Annotated in this window: 17 protein-coding genes; all 17 read left to right on the plus strand. The window is 57.0% G+C overall.

Annotation, left to right across the window (positions count from 1 at the left end; genetic code table 11):
- The first annotated feature begins 2 nt into the window (after positions 1 to 2).
- A complete protein-coding gene (gene fabZ, locus RBQ93_RS11525) occupies positions 3 to 458 on the plus strand; it encodes a 3-hydroxyacyl-ACP dehydratase FabZ (RefSeq protein WP_320372264.1) in 456 nt (151 codons plus the stop codon).
- 9 nt (positions 459 to 467) lie between these two features.
- The gene (gene lpxA / locus RBQ93_RS11530) at positions 468 to 1,253 is read left to right on the plus strand and encodes an acyl-ACP--UDP-N-acetylglucosamine O-acyltransferase (protein ID WP_320372265.1); all 786 of its coding nucleotides are present in this window, start codon (positions 468 to 470) and stop codon (positions 1,251 to 1,253) included.
- On the plus strand, positions 1,250 to 2,197 hold the full coding sequence (locus RBQ93_RS11535) for a Gfo/Idh/MocA family oxidoreductase (RefSeq protein ID WP_320372266.1): 948 nt from the start codon (positions 1,250 to 1,252) through the stop codon (positions 2,195 to 2,197). The genes lpxA and RBQ93_RS11535 overlap by 4 nt, the downstream gene beginning before the upstream one ends.
- Positions 2,194 to 3,288 (plus strand): DegT/DnrJ/EryC1/StrS family aminotransferase, encoded by a 1,095-nt coding sequence (locus tag RBQ93_RS11540; RefSeq protein ID WP_413818382.1) that lies wholly within the window; start codon positions 2,194 to 2,196, stop codon positions 3,286 to 3,288. The genes RBQ93_RS11535 and RBQ93_RS11540 overlap by 4 nt, the downstream gene beginning before the upstream one ends.
- Entirely contained in the window at positions 3,288 to 4,439 is a 1,152-nt protein-coding gene (gene lpxB, locus RBQ93_RS11545; RefSeq protein ID WP_320372267.1) for a lipid-A-disaccharide synthase, read from the plus strand. The genes RBQ93_RS11540 and lpxB overlap by 1 nt, the downstream gene beginning before the upstream one ends.
- A complete protein-coding gene (locus tag RBQ93_RS11550; protein ID WP_320372268.1) occupies positions 4,436 to 6,178 on the plus strand; it encodes an ABC transporter ATP-binding protein in 1,743 nt (580 codons plus the stop codon). The genes lpxB and RBQ93_RS11550 overlap by 4 nt, the downstream gene beginning before the upstream one ends.
- Positions 6,178 to 7,089, plus strand: coding sequence for a lysophospholipid acyltransferase family protein (locus RBQ93_RS11555; RefSeq protein ID WP_320372269.1), 912 nt, complete (start codon positions 6,178 to 6,180; stop codon positions 7,087 to 7,089). Before RBQ93_RS11550 ends, RBQ93_RS11555 begins: the two co-directional genes overlap by 1 nt.
- A complete protein-coding gene (locus tag RBQ93_RS11560; RefSeq protein WP_320372270.1) occupies positions 7,086 to 7,760 on the plus strand; it encodes a phosphatase PAP2 family protein in 675 nt (224 codons plus the stop codon). The genes RBQ93_RS11555 and RBQ93_RS11560 overlap by 4 nt, the downstream gene beginning before the upstream one ends.
- A 4-nt stretch (positions 7,761 to 7,764) precedes the next feature.
- Positions 7,765 to 9,054, plus strand: coding sequence for a 3-deoxy-D-manno-octulosonic acid transferase (locus tag RBQ93_RS11565; protein WP_320372271.1), 1,290 nt, complete (start codon positions 7,765 to 7,767; stop codon positions 9,052 to 9,054).
- Positions 9,051 to 10,151, plus strand: a complete 1,101-nt coding sequence (gene lpxK, locus RBQ93_RS11570) for a tetraacyldisaccharide 4'-kinase (protein WP_320372272.1) — start codon at positions 9,051 to 9,053, stop codon at positions 10,149 to 10,151. The genes RBQ93_RS11565 and lpxK overlap by 4 nt, the downstream gene beginning before the upstream one ends.
- A gap of 49 nt (positions 10,152 to 10,200) precedes the next feature.
- The gene (locus RBQ93_RS11575) at positions 10,201 to 11,211 is read left to right on the plus strand and encodes an NAD-dependent epimerase (protein WP_320372273.1); all 1,011 of its coding nucleotides are present in this window, start codon (positions 10,201 to 10,203) and stop codon (positions 11,209 to 11,211) included.
- A gap of 53 nt (positions 11,212 to 11,264) precedes the next feature.
- Positions 11,265 to 12,257 (plus strand): glycosyltransferase family 9 protein, encoded by a 993-nt coding sequence (locus tag RBQ93_RS11580; protein ID WP_320372274.1) that lies wholly within the window; start codon positions 11,265 to 11,267, stop codon positions 12,255 to 12,257.
- Entirely contained in the window at positions 12,254 to 13,342 is a 1,089-nt protein-coding gene (locus RBQ93_RS11585; RefSeq protein WP_320372275.1) for a glycosyltransferase family 4 protein, read from the plus strand. The genes RBQ93_RS11580 and RBQ93_RS11585 overlap by 4 nt, the downstream gene beginning before the upstream one ends.
- Before the next feature lie 11 nt (positions 13,343 to 13,353).
- On the plus strand, positions 13,354 to 14,382 hold the full coding sequence (locus RBQ93_RS11590; protein WP_320372276.1) for a polysialyltransferase family glycosyltransferase: 1,029 nt from the start codon (positions 13,354 to 13,356) through the stop codon (positions 14,380 to 14,382).
- 38 nt (positions 14,383 to 14,420) lie between these two features.
- Positions 14,421 to 15,662 (plus strand): O-antigen ligase family protein, encoded by a 1,242-nt coding sequence (locus tag RBQ93_RS11595; protein ID WP_320372277.1) that lies wholly within the window; start codon positions 14,421 to 14,423, stop codon positions 15,660 to 15,662.
- A gap of 36 nt (positions 15,663 to 15,698) precedes the next feature.
- A complete protein-coding gene (locus RBQ93_RS11600; protein WP_320372278.1) occupies positions 15,699 to 16,355 on the plus strand; it encodes a hypothetical protein in 657 nt (218 codons plus the stop codon).
- 11 nt (positions 16,356 to 16,366) lie between these two features.
- Positions 16,367 to 16,535: ThiF family adenylyltransferase (locus tag RBQ93_RS11605; RefSeq protein WP_320372280.1), on the plus strand; the 169-nt coding region annotated here is incomplete at its 3' end.

Here is a 16,535-nt window from a genome sequence, read left to right on the forward strand (position 1 = left end):
TGATGCAACCGACCCTGCCGATGGATGTGAACGCCATCATGAAGATTCTGCCCCACCGCTATCCATTCCTGCTGGTGGACCGGATTGTGGAGCTGGAGCACGGTACCCGCTGCGTGGGTATCAAAAACGTGACCATCAACGAACCATTTTTTCCAGGGCATTTCCCCGGCCATCCGGTGATGCCGGGGGTCTTGATCGTGGAGGCCATGGCCCAGGTTGCCGGTATCATGGCCTATCTGGCCTCTGATGAAGAGACCCAGAAGAAGGTCAGCTACTTCATCGCCATTGAAAATGCCAAGTTCCGCAAGCCGGTGATGCCGGGCGACCAGCTGCGGATCGAGATCACCACCACCCTGAACCGACGCGGTATCTGGGGGGTTGATGGCAAGGCGTATGTGGACGGAACCCTGGTGACCGAGGCGTCTCTAAAGGCTACCTTTGCAGCAGCAGCAACCTAAGGGGGAGCTATGGCAGTGCATCCGACGGCAATCATCCATCCATCGGTCCAGATCGCTGAAGGGGCCGAGATCGGTCCCTACGCCATTATCGAGGAGCAGGTCATTATCGGCAAGGGGACTAGCATCGGCCCCCATGCCGTGATCGGCAAATGGACTGAATTGGGCGAAAACAATCAGATTTACCACATGGCCTCAGTGGGTGTGGCGCCCCAGGATCTGAAGTACAGGGGCGAGGAGTGCTGGACCCGCATCGGCAACGGTAATACGATCCGTGAGTTTGCCACGGTGCATCGCGGTACCGTAACCGGCATCAGCGAGACGGTGCTGGGCAACAACAACCTGCTGATGGCCTATTCCCATGTGGCTCACGACTGCCGGGTGGGCAGTGGCAACGTGATGGCCAATGCCGCCACCCTGGCCGGCCATGTGACCGTTGAGGACAACATCATCCTGGGCGGTCTGGTGGCTGTTCACCAGTTTGTCCATATCGGCTCGTACGCCATGCTGGGCGGTGGCACCCTGGCAGGATCGGATGTGCCGCCCTATATGATTGCATCCTTCGGTGACAGGCGTGAGGCCAAACTCCGGGGCCTGAATCTGATCGGCCTCAAGCGGCGCGGCTTCAGCGACGAGGTGATACGCAATCTTAAAAATGCGTACAAGATTCTGTTTATGTCTGATTTGAAGCAGGTTGATGCGATTGCCAAAATCAAGGCTGAAATCGTCGGTTGCGCCGAGGTGGATACGCTGCTCAACTTTATTGAAAAATCAGAACGAGGCATCTGCCGGGGATGACGCCACTGCGGACGGCAGTGATCGGCGTTGGCTACCTGGGTGCCTTTCATGCCCAGAAGTACGCGTCACTGCCAGGAGTAGAGCTAGTTGGCGTAGCGGACAGTAATCCGGCACGGGCCGCCGAGGTGGCTGCAGCCTGTGGCTGTCGCGCCTTTGACGATCACCGTGTATTGCTCGGTCAGGTGGATGCGGTCAGCGTGGTGGTGCCTACCAGGCACCACTTTGAGATCGCCCGTGAGTTCTTGGCGAACAACGTGCACGTGCTGGTTGAGAAGCCGATAACGACGACCATTGAGCAGGCCGATGCGTTGATCAGCCTTGCCGAAGCACAGCGGCTGGTACTGCAGGTCGGCCATCTGGAGCGTTTCAATCCGGTGCTGCAGGCCGCCGTGGCCAAGATGGACAGGCCGCTGTTTGTGGAGTCGGTCCGTGTTGCGCCGTTTTGCCCGCGTGGGACCGATGTCAACGTGGTGCTGGATCTGATGATACACGATATAGAGCTGATCCAGTATCTGGTCAAGGCGCCGGTCGTCAGTATCGATGCCATCGGCGCCCCGGTTTTTACGGCTGAAGAAGATATAGCCAATGCCCGGATCGGTTTTGGCAACGGCTGTGTGGCCAATGTCACCGCCAGTCGCATCAGCCTGAAGTCTGAGCGCAAGATGCGGGTCTTTCAGCGGGATGCCTACCTGGTCCTTGACTTTCAGAATCGGAAGTTGCTAGCTGCCAACCGCCTGCAGGCTGACCAACAGCAGGTAACCGTGCCTCCGTTGCAGGTGGTGGAACAGGATTTAGGCCAATCCGACCCGTTGCTGGCTGAGATCAGTTCGTTTGTGGAGGCGATTGTGACCGGCAGAGAACCTCTGGTGAACGGCTACGCCGGGCGGATGGCGCTGGAGACGGCCCTTAAGATTAACGCAGCCTTGAGCAGGGGGATGGCGTGATACCGATGGTTGACCTGCAGCATCAGTATCACCAGCTGAAAGCTGACATTGATCAAGCGGTGCTGGGTGTATTGGAGGGTACCCAGTTTATACTTGGGCCCAATGTCACCAGCTTTGAGCAAGAAGTAGCCCGGCATTTGGGTGCGCCCCATGCGGTGAGCTGCGCATCCGGCACCGACGCCCTGCAGCTGGCGCTGCTGGCGAGCGGTATCGGGCCTGGCGACGAGGTCATCACCACTGCCTTCACCTTTATCGCAACTGCCGAGGCGATCTGCCAGGTCGGAGCCACCCCGGTCTTCGTTGATATTGATCCGCGCACCTTTAACATGGCGCCGGAGTTGATCGAACAGGCCATTACGTCCGCTACCCGTGCGGTGATACCGGTGCATCTGTTCGGCCAGCCGGCCGACATGGCCGCCATCAGTGCGGTCTGCAACCGGCACCGGCTGATCGTGATTGAGGACTGTGCCCAATCCTTTGGCGCGACAACACAGGGGAGGATGACCGGCACCATCGGCGCCTTTGGCTGTTTCAGTTTTTTCCCCAGCAAAAACCTGGGCTGCTGTGGTGATGGCGGCCTGGTTACCTGTGCCACGGCAGAAGCGGCAGAGGCGCTGCGTGCGTTGCGCAACCACGGCAGCAAAAAGCGCTATCACCATGACCAGATCGGCCTGAACAGCCGCCTGGATGAACTGCAGGCGGCTATCCTGCGGGTCAAGCTTGCGCATGTCGAGCGCTTCAACCAGGAGCGCCGGCGGGTAGCCAAGCGATATGCAGCAGGGCTGAAGGATTTGGTGCAGCTGCCGTTTGAAGACGGCAAAGGCCTGCATGTGTATCACCAATACACCCTGCTCAGCGAGCACCGTGACACGATTATGACCGCCTTAAACAACAACCAGATTGCCAGCGCCATTTATTATCCGATCCCACTGCATCGCCAAGAGGTATTCCGCAAACAGTACAGCGGGCAATCATTGCCAGTGGCCGAATCGGTTGCCGCCCGATGCCTGTCGTTGCCGATCTACCCTGAGCTGACTGATCAGCAGGTGGATCGGGTGGTGGCGGTGGTGCGCGAAGCGGTGACGTGCTGATGAAGGCGCAAACGGCAAAACGGATCATGATCGTTGCTGGAGAGGCCTCTGGTGATATCTACGGCGCCGGCCTGATCAGGGCGGTGCATGCCATCGACCCGACCTTCCGCTTTTTCGGCATCGGTGGTGCGCGGATGCGGGAGGCAGGCGCAGAAACCATGGCCGATTCGGCCGATATGGCGGTAGTGGGTCTGGTGGAGGTGCTCAAGCACTTCGACGTGATTGCACCGGCATTTCTGCAGTTAAAGCGCATCTTGCAGAACGATCCCCCGGACCTGCTGATCCTGATCGATTATCCGGGTTTCAACCTGCGCCTGGCTAAGGTGGCCAAGCAGGCCGGCGTCAAGGTGCTCTATTACATCTCGCCGCAGATCTGGGCTTGGCGTCAGGGGCGGGTCAAGAAAATCAAAAAGCTGGTGGATCATATGGCGGTGATCCTGCCGTTTGAAGCGCCGTTTTACGAGCAGGCCGGAGTGCCAGTCTCCTTTGTAGGCCATCCGATGGCCGACAGGGTAAAAACGGAGCTTTCGCACGACGAGGCGGCCAGCTCGTTCGGGCTGGACCCATCACGGCCGATCGTCGGCCTGTTTCCCGGCAGTCGTCGCAGCGAAGTCAGCCGCCTGCTGCCGGTGATCCTCGATGCTGTCCAGCTGCTGCAGCAGCAGTTTCCGGACGTGCAGTTCGTGTTGCCGCTGGCCTCCACCCTCAGTGATGCTGATCTCGCCCCTTACCTTGTGGGACATCAGCTGTCCATAACCACGACGCGCGAACGGATTCACGACCTGATCAAGGCCTGCGACGCCGTGATTGCGGTTTCCGGCACCGTAACCCTTGAGATAGCCCTGGTGGGCACACCACTGGTGATCATCTACAAACTGGCAGCGCTGACCTATCAGCTGGCAGTCAGGCTGGTAAAGGTCGATCATATTGGCCTATGCAACATCGTGGCCGGCGAAACCGTCGCCCAGGAGCTGATCCAGGACGATGCCTCGCCGCAACGGATCGCCCAGGAGATTGGACGTATCTTGTCTGATGCACGGTATGCTGATGAGCTGAAACAAGGGCTTGCCAATGTTCGGCAGCGCCTGGGTGGTGGCGGTTCAGACCAGAAGATGGCCGCACTGGTGATGGCATTGGTGGAGCAGTCATGAGCCCTGTACTCAAGCGTACACTACGGTATTTCCTGCCCTACTGGTGGTTGCTGCTGCTGTCGGCGCTGTTCTCGCTGGTGGTGGGGGCCATGGACGGTGCCTTTGCCTACCTGGTTGAGCCGGTGCTGCAACGGATTTTTGCCGGCAAGGATACCACGATCTTCCTGCTGGTGCCGATGGGGATCGTGACCCTGTTTCTGGTGCGGGGCGTCAGCCGGTATATCTATGACGCCACCATCAAACTGGCCGGACAAAAGGCGATTCAGGACATCCGCAACGATTTTTTCAGGCTGACCACCCGCCAGGATATGTCCTTCTACAATCGTCAGGCCACCGGTGACCTGATGTCGCGTATGACCAACGACATCAGCACCATGCAGGAGGGTATGGGCCAGGTGGTCACCGGCCTGTTCCGTGACCTGATCTCGCTGGCAGCCCTGCTGGGTGTGATCTTTTACCGCAACTGGCAACTGGCCACCATTTCGTTCGTCGTATTTCCGCTGACCATCTATCCGGCCCAACTGATCGGTAAAAAGATCAAGAATGCCGCCCGGCGCAGCCTTGACGTGATGGGTGGCCTGGGTACCACCATCCAGGAGACCTTTTCCGGTATCAAGGTGATCAAGGCCTTCGGTCTGGAACAGCAGATATCGGAGCGCTTTGAACAGGAAAACCAAAACTTTCTGCAGCAGTTCAAGCGCTATATCAAGTACTCGTCGTTGGCCACGCCGGTAACCGAGATGATTGTGTCACTGGGTGTGGCGGCGGTAATCTACGTCGGCGGCAGTCAGGTCATGGCGGGTCGTATGACGCCGGCGGAACTGTTTTCCTTTATTGCCGCCATGATCATGCTCTTTACGCCGGTCAAGAAGCTGCAGTCATCATACAACGTCATGCAGCGCTCGGCTGGTGCGGCTGAGCGTGTCTTTCAGACCATGGATGCCCAGCGCAGTATTGTCGATAAGCCGGATGCGGTCGAACTGGCCAGGGTTAGCGGTCGGGTGGAGTTTCAGGAGGTTGGCTTTCGCTATGGCGATGAGCCGGTGCTGCAAGGGGTAAACCTTACCGTTGCGCCCGGGCAGATGGTGGCCCTGGTGGGGCCGTCGGGCAGCGGAAAATCGACGATGGCTGCGCTTTTGATGCGTTTTTATGATGTTGACCAGGGAGCGATCCTGCTGGACGGCCACGACCTGCGGGATATCAGTCTGGTATCACTCAATCGCCAGTTTGCCCTGGTTGATCAGGAAACTACCCTGTTTAACGATACCATCGCCAACAACATCCGCTACGGCCGTCCCGACGCCAGCGACGCTGAGGTGGAGGCAGCCGCAAGGGCGGCCTTTGCCGATGATTTTATCCAGCAGCTGCCTGAGGGCTATGCAACCAATATCGGCGACCGCGGCGCACGGCTGTCCGGCGGCCAGCGTCAGCGACTCTGCATTGCCCGTGCGCTCATCAAGGATGCGCCGATCCTGATACTGGACGAGGCCACCAGCGCCCTGGATACTGAAAGCGAAAAGATGGTGCAGCAGGCCCTGGAAAACCTGATGCGCAATCGCACCACCTTTGTGATTGCCCATCGCTTGTCAACGGTACAAAACGCCGATCTGATTGTGGTGCTGGAACAGGGCAACATTCTGGAGGTTGGCAGTCATGCTGATCTGGTGGCCGGCAGCGGCCTGTACAGTCGTTTGCATGCCCTGCAGTTCAGTGATCAGCCGGAACCGGTGGCTGCCTGATGCGCAAGACTCTCTGGTTGCTACAGGCCGGCCTGTTTTACCTCGGCACCTGGCTGGTGGCACTGGTTCCGCAGGGGCTGGCCGATCGCTTGGCCTCGCCAGTCGGGATGTTGCTGCATCGGGTGCTGTCGAGCCGTCGGCGGGTGGCCGAGCAGAACATTGACAGTACCCTGGAGTATATGCGATCGCAGCCCGAGTGGAGCTGCCCATTGCCTGATGCGGCTGCCATCGCCGCTGCCGTCTTTCAGGGCATCGGGCGCTCGTTGCTGGAGGTCTGTCGTCTCTACCACGGCAGGGGCGCGACGCTGATAGGGCGTATTGACGTGCGTGGCCGCGAGCATTTTGAGGCGGCGTGTGCCCTTGACAAGGGGCTGGTCTTTCTGACGGGGCACTGCAGCAACTGGGAGCTGGGAGCCCTGGCCTTTGGCAAGCTGTTCAACGTACCTGTGTCGGTGGTTGCCCGTCGTCAGAACAACCCGTATCTGAACCGGATGGTGGAACGGATGCGGATGAGCTACGACAACAGCATCATCTACAAGCAAAACGCCCTCAGGAACATGCTGTCGGTCATCAGAAAAAAAGGGGTGGTCGGCCTGCTGGTGGATCAAGCGGTCCTACCGGAAGAAGGCTGCCTGATCAGTTTTTTGGGACGACCGGCCTGGGCTTCGCGCGTGCCGGTGGTGCTTGCCCGCAAGACCGGTGTCCCGGTGTTGCCGGTCTTTATGTATCGTGAGGGTGATCGCTACGTGATTGATATCCAGCCGATGCTGGTTTTTTCCGATGTTGGCGACGAAGCGGCCGTACAGGCTGATGTGCAACGCTACTCTGCAGAGATTGAGCGTTTCATTGTCCGCCACCCCACCGATTGGTACTGGGTGCATCGCCGTTGGAAACGGACAGAAGGGCTATGAACGGCCGTTTTTGGGCCGAGCTGTGGATGGTGCTGGCGTTGCTGGTGATCGTGACCGGCCTGCTGGGCGCCACCGGTGCCGATCTTGGCATCGCCTCGCATTTCTATCGCCAAGGTGACTGGCCGGTTGGCACCCTGTTGCCGTGGAAATTCTTGTACTGGCTGCACTGGAAGCAGGCCCTGGTGCTGTCGGTGATTGGTTTGGCAGTTGCTGTCACCGGTTTTTTCAAGGCGTACGCACGTCACTTGGTGCGGCCGGGGCTGTTTTTGGTGCTGTTTTTGATCGTGGGCAATGGTCTGGTGGTGAACAGTCTGTTCAAAAGTCACTGGGACCGCCCCCGTCCCCGGGATGTTGTCCAGTTTGGCGGTGAACGGGAATTCAGGCAGCCGTGGCAGCCGGGTAACACCGCCCGCGGCCGTTCATTCCCTTCCGGCCATGCGGCGGCGGCCTTTTATATGATGGCCCCGTTTTTCATCTATCGTTGGCGTAAGCCGGCAACGGCCTATGCCTGGCTGATTGGCGGCATGCTGTTTGGTGGTGCCATGAGCTACGCCCGTATCAGCCAGGGGGGGCATTTTCTGACTGATACACTCTGGTCATGGGGCCTGCTGTACATCACCGGCCTGCTGCTTGCGGAACTGCTGCTGCGGCAGCAGAGTCTGGCTGACTGATACCATGCTGCTGACTGTCTACCGCCTACTGACCTGGCTCGCATTGCCTGTTGTGCTGGTCTACCACGGGTATCGTTCCGTGAGTCGCGGCCGCAAAAGCGCCTTTGCCGAGCGGCTGGGCTGGCTGCCGAAGGATCTGTGCGCAACTCTGCACGAACAACCGGTCATCTGGCTGCATGCCGTCTCGGTGGGTGAGGTTATCGCCGCACGGCCCTTGTTGCAAGGTCTGCGTGGCCGTTATCCCGGCCACAAGCTGCTGCTGTCGGTGACTACCGAGACCGGTCGCGGCGTTGCCGAGCATGATCAACTGGCCGACCGGGTGATCTATTTCCCCTTTGATATCGGTCCGGCGGTCCGCCGCGTGCTTGACAGCGTACAGCCCTGTGTCGTGATCATCATGGAAACCGAGATCTGGCCTCTCTTCACCCTGGAGGCCAGCCAACGTGGCATCCCCCTCCTGCTGGCCAATGGTCGCATCTCAGACCGCTCCTCAACTCGGTATCGCCGGCTGGCCTGGTTTTTTCGCCCGGTGTTGGCCGGGTTTGCCTGCCTCGGTATGCAGACGGACCTGGACCGGGAACGGATTATTGCTGCCGGCGCCCCGGCCGAGCGCAGCCAGGTGTTGGGCAATCTCAAGTATGATATTCCCTGTGGTCCCGTGCCGGTGGAGCAGCGTCTGGAGCTGCGCAGGCAGTACGCCATGGCTGCTGACAACCTGGTGTTTACCGCAGCCAGCACCCACAGCGGCGAGGAGCAGGCCGTGCTATCGGCATGGCGTGAATTGGCGGAGCAGTATCCTGATGCGCGCCTGGTGTTGGTGCCGCGTCACCCTGAGCGGTCGGCTGAGGTGGCACGGCTGGTGGAGCAGTCCGGTTTCAAGGCACGCCGTCGCACCGAGCTTGCGGTCGACAGGCTGCTGGCGGCAGACGAACTGCTGTTGGTGGATACGGTGGGGGAGCTGACCAACATCTACCGACTGTCCGATGTTGTCTTTGTTGGCGGCAGCCTGGTGCCCAGTGGCGGCCACAACCTGCTCGAACCTGCGGCCTGTGGCGTTCCCAGCCTGTTCGGTCCCCACATGAACAATTTTAAAGAGGTGGCTGCCCTTACCCTGCAGTACGGCGCAGGGGTGCAGGTGGCCGATGCGGCAGAACTGCAGGGGGCGCTGAACGACTTTCTGGTCAGCTCCGAGCTGCGGCAGGTGATCGGCGCCAATGGTCTCAAGATGATGCGCGTCGCCGGCGGCGCCACCCAGCGTTACCTTGATGCGCTGGATCAGGTCCTTTCATCGTGACACGGCTCTCCCGGTACGTTACCGAGCTCTGGCAGGGGCAACGCAACGGGCCCTTTGACCGGCTGATGGTGCTCCTGCTGTTGCTACCGTCATATGTCTACGGTGCGTTCATGCTGCTGCGAGCCTGGTGCTACAAATACGGTGTTTGTAAGGTGCGCCGCTTGCCGCGGCCGGTGATCTCGGTGGGCAATCTCACGGTGGGCGGCACCGGCAAGACCCCAGTCACCGCCTGGATCGCCCGTCAACTTCTGGAGCAGGGGCTACAGGTGGCGGTTTTGTCACGGGGCTATGGCGGATCCCTGGAAGGGCAGGTGGCGGTAGTTAGCGATGGACAGAACCTGCTGCTGACGCCGGATCAATGCGGCGATGAACCTTATCTGTTGGCCAGCACTATCCCGGGTCTGATGGTGGTGATCGGCAGCGACCGCTACCGGGCGGGGCAGTTGGCAATGGAACGCCTCAGGCCGGACGTCTTTCTGCTGGACGACGGTTTTCAGCACCAGCGTCTGCAGCGCGACCTCAACATCCTGCTGATGGATTGCCGCCAGCCACTGGGCAATGGCCGCGTGCTGCCGGCCGGACCGCTGCGCGAACCGACTGCAGCCTGTCAACGTGCAGGCGTGGTTGTCTACACCCGTTGTGCTGCTACTGACGCGCCTGCCATCGTCGATCAGCGGGTCCCGCAGTTTTTCGCCCGCCATCGGATTGCCTCTTTCCGTCGGTTGTGTGATGATACAGAGCTGCCGTTAGAGCAGTTGAATTCTGGTATGGTGGCCGTCTTCGCCGGTATTGCCGACCCTCAGGCGTTTTTTGACGGCCTGCGGCAACGAGGGATCGAGCTGTCAGCAACCTTGGCGCTGGCCGACCATGAAGCATACGGTGCAACAACACGGGCACAGGTGGAGGCACTGCTGCAGCAGACGGGTACTGAATGGCTGCTCACTACCGAAAAAGATGGCGTCAAGCTGCGACAGCATGGACCTGACTGGCTGCCCCGGGTGGTTACTGCCCGGCTGGAGCTGATCTTCGACGATGAACGTGCGCTCAGGGAGGCCGTCGCTAGTGCTGCTTTCAAAGCTGCGTCGTCGGTGGTATAGTGCGCCATGCTGTTTTATGACTCAAGCTTATCAGGAGTAAGGGCCTGCCATGGCTAAGATTCTTGTCACCGGTGCCGCCGGTTTTATTGGCTCCTATGTCTGCCAGTGCCTGCTGGAGCGCGGCGAGCAGGTGGTCGGTCTCGACAACCTGAACGACTACTATCAGGTCTCGCTTAAGCAGGACCGTCTCGATCGACTGGCCGGCCATACCAACTTCCGGTTTGTGCGCGCCGCCCTTGAGGACCGGGCTGCTCTTGAGGACCTGTTTGCGGCAGAACCGTTCGATCGGGTGATCCACCTGGCGGCCCAGGCCGGGGTGCGTTACTCACTGGAAAACCCCCACGCCTACGTTGACAGCAACCTGACCGGTTTTCTGAATATTCTTGAGGGCTGCCGACGGCAGCAGGTCAGGCATCTGGTGTATGCCTCCTCCAGCTCGGTGTATGGCGCCAATACGGCCATGCCGTTTTCTGTGCACCACAACGTCGACCACCCGGTTTCCCTGTACGCCGCCACCAAAAAGGCCAACGAACTGATGGCCCACAGCTACGCTGCCACCTACGGCTTGCCCTGTACCGGACTGCGCTTCTTTACGGTCTACGGTCCCTGGGGACGGCCCGATATGGCCTATTTTTCATTCGCCAAGGCGATCCTGGAAGGGCAGCCGATCAACGTCTTCAACCAGGGCAAGATGCAGCGCGACTTTACCTATATCGATGACATTGTCGAAGGTGTGCTGCGGGTGGCCGATCGTCCGCCAACGGGCAATGACGCATGGCGTGGTGATGCACCGGATGCCGGTACAAGCTTTGCCCCCTGGCGCGTCTATAATATCGGCAACAATCAGCCGGTGGAACTGCTGCGCTTCATCGAGGTGCTTGAACAGTGTCTGGGGAAAAAGGCACAAAAAAACTTTTTGCCGATACAACCGGGCGATGTGCCGGCCACCTTTGCGGATCTGGATGACCTGATGGCCGACACCGGCTTTAGGCCCTCCACCAGCATCGAAGAGGGGCTTGGCAGGTTTGTGGCATGGTATCGTGGATATTACACAGGATGACAACTAACGAGCGTATTCTAATACTCCGCACTAGCGCCATGGGTGATATTGTGATGTCGTCCCACTTAGCCGAGGGGCTGCGCAGCAGGTACCCGGATGCCCGTATCTGCTGGCTTGCCGAGCCGCAAGTGGCGCCGCTGCTGGAACATAATCCTGCGCTGGATGCAGTCATCGTCTGGCCGAAACTACGCTGGAAGGAGTTGTTGCGTACTCGACAATGGGGACCGCTGCTGCGCGAGGCGCGAGACTTCATTGTTAGACTGCGTTCAGAACGTTTTTCTCTGGCCATTGACGCACAGGGTTTGTTGCGGACCCGTCTGTTTGCCTGGCTATCGGGTGCCCGTGAGCGGGTCGGTTTTGTCTCCCGGGAGCCTGGCCAGTTTTTGATGACCCGTTTGCTCGCCAAGGGCGCGGGCAGTCGCCTGATGGGGAGCGAGTATTTTTATCTTCTGCAACAGTTGGGCGTGACGACTACGCACCTCAGGCAGAGGATTGATCTGGCGCCAGCCAGCACTGCCGCAGCGGCAGAGTGTCTGACATCCGTCGGGGTGTCAGCCGGTTATGTGGTCTTTGCACCCTTTACCACCCGACCGCAAAAACATTGGTTCGATCAGCGTTGGATAGAACTTGCCCAGGCGACGACGCTGCAGTTTGGTTTGCCGGTTGTCTGGCTGGGCGGCCCGGCAGACCGTCAACATGCAGAACGGCTTGCCTCTGCAGGTGGTGGTATACCCTTGGCAGGTACAACGAGCCTGGCTGTTTCAGCCGCCTTGGTGGCCGGGGCGTCGCTCGTGATTGGTGTTGACACTGGTCTGACACATCTGGGGTCTGCCTTTGACGTGCCTACGGTTGCCCTGTTTGGGGCAACATGTCCTTACAGCAGTACCTGCAGCGAGCGGACCATTGTACTCTACCATCCCTTACCCTGTTCTCCCTGCCGCCGGTCGCCGTCCTGTGAGGGGCGCTTTGATTGCATGCAGGCCTTGACGGTGGCTGAAGTGATGCAGGCTGCCGAGCGGCTTTGCCCGGCGAGGCTCCAGGCATGAAGATTCTGCACATTGAAACCGGGCGTCATCTGTACGGCGGTGCCTTGCAGGTCTGCTACCTGATGGAGGGATTGGCGCAGCGCGGTATCGACAACCTGCTGGTCTGCACCCAGGGTAGTCGCATTGCGCAAGAGGCGGCAGACTACGCCACGGTCTGTGAGCTGCCGATGAAGGGTGAGCTCGATCTGCTGTTTCCGTTTCGGCTGCTGCGGCTGATGCGTCAGCACCGTCCGGATGTTGTGCAGGTGCACAGCAGGCGCGGCGCTGATCTTTGGACCGGTATCGTTGCGCGCTTGGCGCAGGTTCCCTCCATCCTTACCCGCCGGGTTGACAACCGGGAGTGGCCACCTTTTGCCCGCTTGAAATACGGAAGCTATGACCGTGTGGTCAGTATTTCCGATGGGATCAGGCAGGTGCTGCTAGCGGAGGGGGTGGCGCCGGAACGGGTGTCCTGCATCCGCAGCGTGGTCAAGTCGGAGCAGTACCAGCAGCCCCGTGATCGTGCTTGGTTTGAAGCGCAGTTTGGCGTGCCGGCTGTGTCGCCGGTAATCGGGGTGATTGCACAGCTTATTCCCCGCAAAGGCCATCGTTATCTGTTGGAGGTGCTGCCACGTCTGCTGGAGCGTTTCCCTGCGTTGCGGGTGGTCTTTTTCGGACAGGGCCCGCTGCAGGAAGAGCTTGAAGCATATATTGCAACGCACGGGTTGCAGCACACAGTCTGTCTGGCCGGTTTTCGTAAAGATATGCACAGGATACTGCCCTGCCTCGACCTGGTGGTTCATCCTGCCTTGATGGAGGGGTTGGGCGTGTCGTTGCTGCAGGCCGCAGCGGCTGGTGTGCCGATCATCGGTGCCCGGGCCGGAGGGATTCCGGAAGTGGTACGTGATGGTCTCAATGGCCGGCTAGTGGAGCCAGCTAACGTTGACCAGCTGTTCGATGCCGTGAGTGAGTTGCTGGCAGATCCGGTTTTGGCAAGCACTTTCGGCGTAGCCGGACGTGAGTTGGTCGAGCGTGATTTTTCGGTTGACGCTATGGTGTCCAGCTATATCAATGTATATCAAGAGTTAATCAGAAAGCAGCTGTAGTCAAAGAATCCATGACCAATACAGTTAATATCTATTTTGTTGCCTCACCGTTACAGTATTTGGCAGCCCGTGTCATAGCCAAGCAAATTGAGCCTGACGGACGACAAGTGCTGATTTGGTATAAATCTGGTGTAACGCCGGTAGTTGTGAAGCATGATTGGGATGCGGCTTCATATATGCCGTGGCCTCGGCTTGAGCCATTACCAGGCTTTGCTGGCAGACACCGGCGCCTGATTGAAAATATCGAAATGGTTAGCGGTCTTGTTGGCCGGTGCGACACGCTAAATATACACAGTGCGGTGTTTGACACAGAAGCTATTAACTATTTTTTGCGTGCGTTACCACAAACAGCGGGCGCGAGACATGTGCATGCACGTATATTGCCGGATGGATTAATTAGTATAAGACGTTACCCGTTGAGTTTGATAAAACGGGTGCTGCAGTGTTTTAAAAAATTACGTTGCCTGTTTGACAAGCGGCTTAATTATTGGTGTTTTAGTGGTGACCGTATCGGCTCTGATGCAGTTTTTTGTGATCGTATCTATGTGATTGCAGGCTTGCCTCACGAATATCCGCCGGAGAAAACGGTGGTGTTGCCGCCACTTGCAGAACGATGCGATGCTCAGTCAAAAGCTGACGAGAAGCGGGCACTGGTCGTTGGTCAACCGCTGGTTAGCGCAGGGCTTTTATCTCTGGATGACCTTAACGTTGTTACACAGGATATTCGGCTTTGGCTTAAAGATGCAGGATTTAAGCACGTTGACTACAAAAGACATCCTAAAGATCCAAATTCGGAACTCTGCTGTGAAGGATACAGTTTGCTTGATTTGGCAGAACCCCTTGAGACTTGGATGGCAAAAACACACTATGATGCCGTACTAGGGGTACGATCATCATCTTTACTGTTTGCCCGCCAAGTGTACGCAGCTGAGGTGCCGGTGTTGGCTTTTGGGTGGAACAGAATACGATTCAAATCAGAAGGTGAAGCTCTCGATATGAAGAAGGCTTTTACCTCTTGTAACGTACATATTCACAGCTAAATTTAGTTGTTAGATCAATAACAGTAAGGGGTTTAACTTTGTCCGATATTGATAAATTTAAAATTAAAATTCCATTTATAAACTCTTATTTGTTGGCAGCAGTCTTTTTTTTCATACCGATCAAAATCGGTCCGGCCTATATTTTGAGTGGACTCATGCTGTTGTTGTGGTTGCTGGAAGGCAATCTTCGCGATAAGTGGGAGTCATTATGCCGACATCCGTTAACCTGGATCTTCTGGCTTTACTTTTTACTGCCCTTTATAAGTCTGCTCTGGAGCTCTGATCTGGAATGGGGTTTGAAAATGGCAAAACGAGGAATATTTTTTCTCTTGTTTCCTCTTTTTGTCTCAGTAACTCGTAAGGAACACATAAAGCTGTATATAAGCTCATTCATCGCATCGGTTGGCATGACAGAGTTGTTGTCATACTACAATTGGTTCCAACTGCATTATTTTCCTGGATTGCCAGAAGGCATCAGAAGCGGTAATGATAATTGGCAAATAGCTCCATTTGTCAATCACATCATGTATAACCCTATCCTTGCCTTTAGTGTCTACCTATTAGGACATGCAGTGCTTTTCGAACAGTTGAATGTTCATAAAAAATATACCTATTGGATTTTTTTAATAACCATTAGTATTAATATGCTGATATCAGGCGGTAGATCTGGTCAGGTTGGTTTTTTTGCCATGATTTGTTTGTTGGTTTTTCAGCGTTTTGCGCGACGTCCAGTAATTGCAGGTTTTGTCGCTGTAGGCGTTTGTGTGGTTGTTTTCACAACCGCTTACCAGGCGAGCGATCTGTTCAGACAGCGTACCGATTTGGCTGTGCATCAAGTGCTCAATTATAAACAGGTTGTTAATTCTTCAGTTGGTTTGCGTATCAACATGTATGTGAATACATTCAGAATGTTTTTAGAGTCTCCTTTTTTAGGTATTGGCGTCGGCGACTTCCCGGCGGAATATGCGAGGATCAATAAGCAGTACAGTCCGCAGTGGGCTACGGTATTCAATCCCCACAACCAGTACCTGTTTGCCTTGTCCACAACGGGAGTGTTGGGTGGGGCTGTACTGATCTGTATTTTGTTTTTGCCCCCTTACCTGGCAAGAGCACAGCGTGACGATTGGTCGCGGGTGCGCATCGCCTTGCCGGTTCTCTTTGCGGTTATTTGCCTTGGCGAGTCCTACCTGTGGCGTTCGAATACGAGCCTGCTGTTTGTCCTGTTTACTGCGGTGTTTTATTTGGATTTGCCTGTTTTAAAACGCCAGGACTTCGTTTAATCATAGTAATGTGTCGAGGTGACGCGCGTGTGCAGTGTGAAAGATCAGAGATTCTGGCAGTTGTACCTACTGGTGCTGATAGCGTTGGTTGTATTGTTTGCTTTGAGCACAATATTGGATGACTCTACCAGAAAGGCCTTTCTCAGCGAGGACGGTCCGGTGGAGATCGCGTCCGCCGTGCTCTATTTTGTTTGTTGCGCCTATCTGCTACTGAAAGGTGGCCTTGCGTTCTTCAAGCACTACCCGTACTTTGTCGTAATTCCACTGTTGTTCGGGATGCGTGAGCTGGATTTTGACAAGCGCTTCACGACGATTGGTGTCTTGAAAAGCAAGTTTTACGTGAGCCCGCTGGAGCCTTGGCACACGAAGCTGATTGTGATCATGCTTGGTCTGGCCGTGATCGTGTTGATCGTGATGATGATCAAAAAACATCTGAAAGCCCTTTGGGAGTCAGTACGTTCAGGTGGAGATATGGGTATAGGTGTGGTGCTGGTGCTGGCGATGCTGGTGGTCTCCAAGAGTCTTGATGGCCTTGAGCGTAAGTGTATAGCCATCGGACTGTCAGTGCCTCACCTGCTTGCCAAATACAGCTCAGTAGCAGAGGAGATTATTGAGCTGGGTATCCCGGTGATCATGCTGTTGCTTTTTAGGCATTACTTCAGTCAAAGGGCGCAATCTGCCTCGCAGGAGTAGTTGAGGTGCTGATGGCTGATGGTCTGGAGCAGGATATTTTTTCTCGCACCGCGCTGCTGTTGGGCGACGACTCATACAGCAGCCTTATCGCTGCCCGCGTGTTGTTGATCGGCGTCGGTGGTGTCGGCAGTTACGCTGCCGAGGCGCTGGTACGAGCTGGCATAGGCAGCCTGACCCTGA

This window comes from Trichlorobacter sp., from assembly GCF_034008105.1.
In the GTDB taxonomy this organism is placed as follows: domain Bacteria; phylum Desulfobacterota; class Desulfuromonadia; order Geobacterales; family Pseudopelobacteraceae; genus Trichlorobacter.

Bases quoted from the DNA above. Each gene is read 5' to 3' on its own strand.
- fabZ (WP_320372264.1), top strand. From the start codon at position 3: ATGCAACCGACCCTGCCGATGGATGTGAACGCCATCATGAAGATTCTG.
- lpxA (WP_320372265.1), top strand. From the start codon at position 468: ATGGCAGTGCATCCGACGGCAATCATCCATCCATCGGTCCAGATCGCT.
- RBQ93_RS11535 (WP_320372266.1), top strand. From the start codon at position 1,250: ATGACGCCACTGCGGACGGCAGTGATCGGCGTTGGCTACCTGGGTGCC.
- lpxB (WP_320372267.1), top strand. From the start codon at position 3,288: ATGAAGGCGCAAACGGCAAAACGGATCATGATCGTTGCTGGAGAGGCC.
- RBQ93_RS11550 (WP_320372268.1), top strand. From the start codon at position 4,436: ATGAGCCCTGTACTCAAGCGTACACTACGGTATTTCCTGCCCTACTGG.
- RBQ93_RS11555 (WP_320372269.1), top strand. From the start codon at position 6,178: ATGCGCAAGACTCTCTGGTTGCTACAGGCCGGCCTGTTTTACCTCGGC.
- RBQ93_RS11560 (WP_320372270.1), top strand. From the start codon at position 7,086: ATGAACGGCCGTTTTTGGGCCGAGCTGTGGATGGTGCTGGCGTTGCTG.
- RBQ93_RS11565 (WP_320372271.1), top strand. From the start codon at position 7,765: ATGCTGCTGACTGTCTACCGCCTACTGACCTGGCTCGCATTGCCTGTT.
- RBQ93_RS11575 (WP_320372273.1), top strand. From the start codon at position 10,201: ATGGCTAAGATTCTTGTCACCGGTGCCGCCGGTTTTATTGGCTCCTAT.
- RBQ93_RS11580 (WP_320372274.1), top strand. From the start codon at position 11,265: ATGTCGTCCCACTTAGCCGAGGGGCTGCGCAGCAGGTACCCGGATGCC.
- RBQ93_RS11585 (WP_320372275.1), top strand. From the start codon at position 12,254: ATGAAGATTCTGCACATTGAAACCGGGCGTCATCTGTACGGCGGTGCC.
- RBQ93_RS11590 (WP_320372276.1), top strand. From the start codon at position 13,354: ATGACCAATACAGTTAATATCTATTTTGTTGCCTCACCGTTACAGTAT.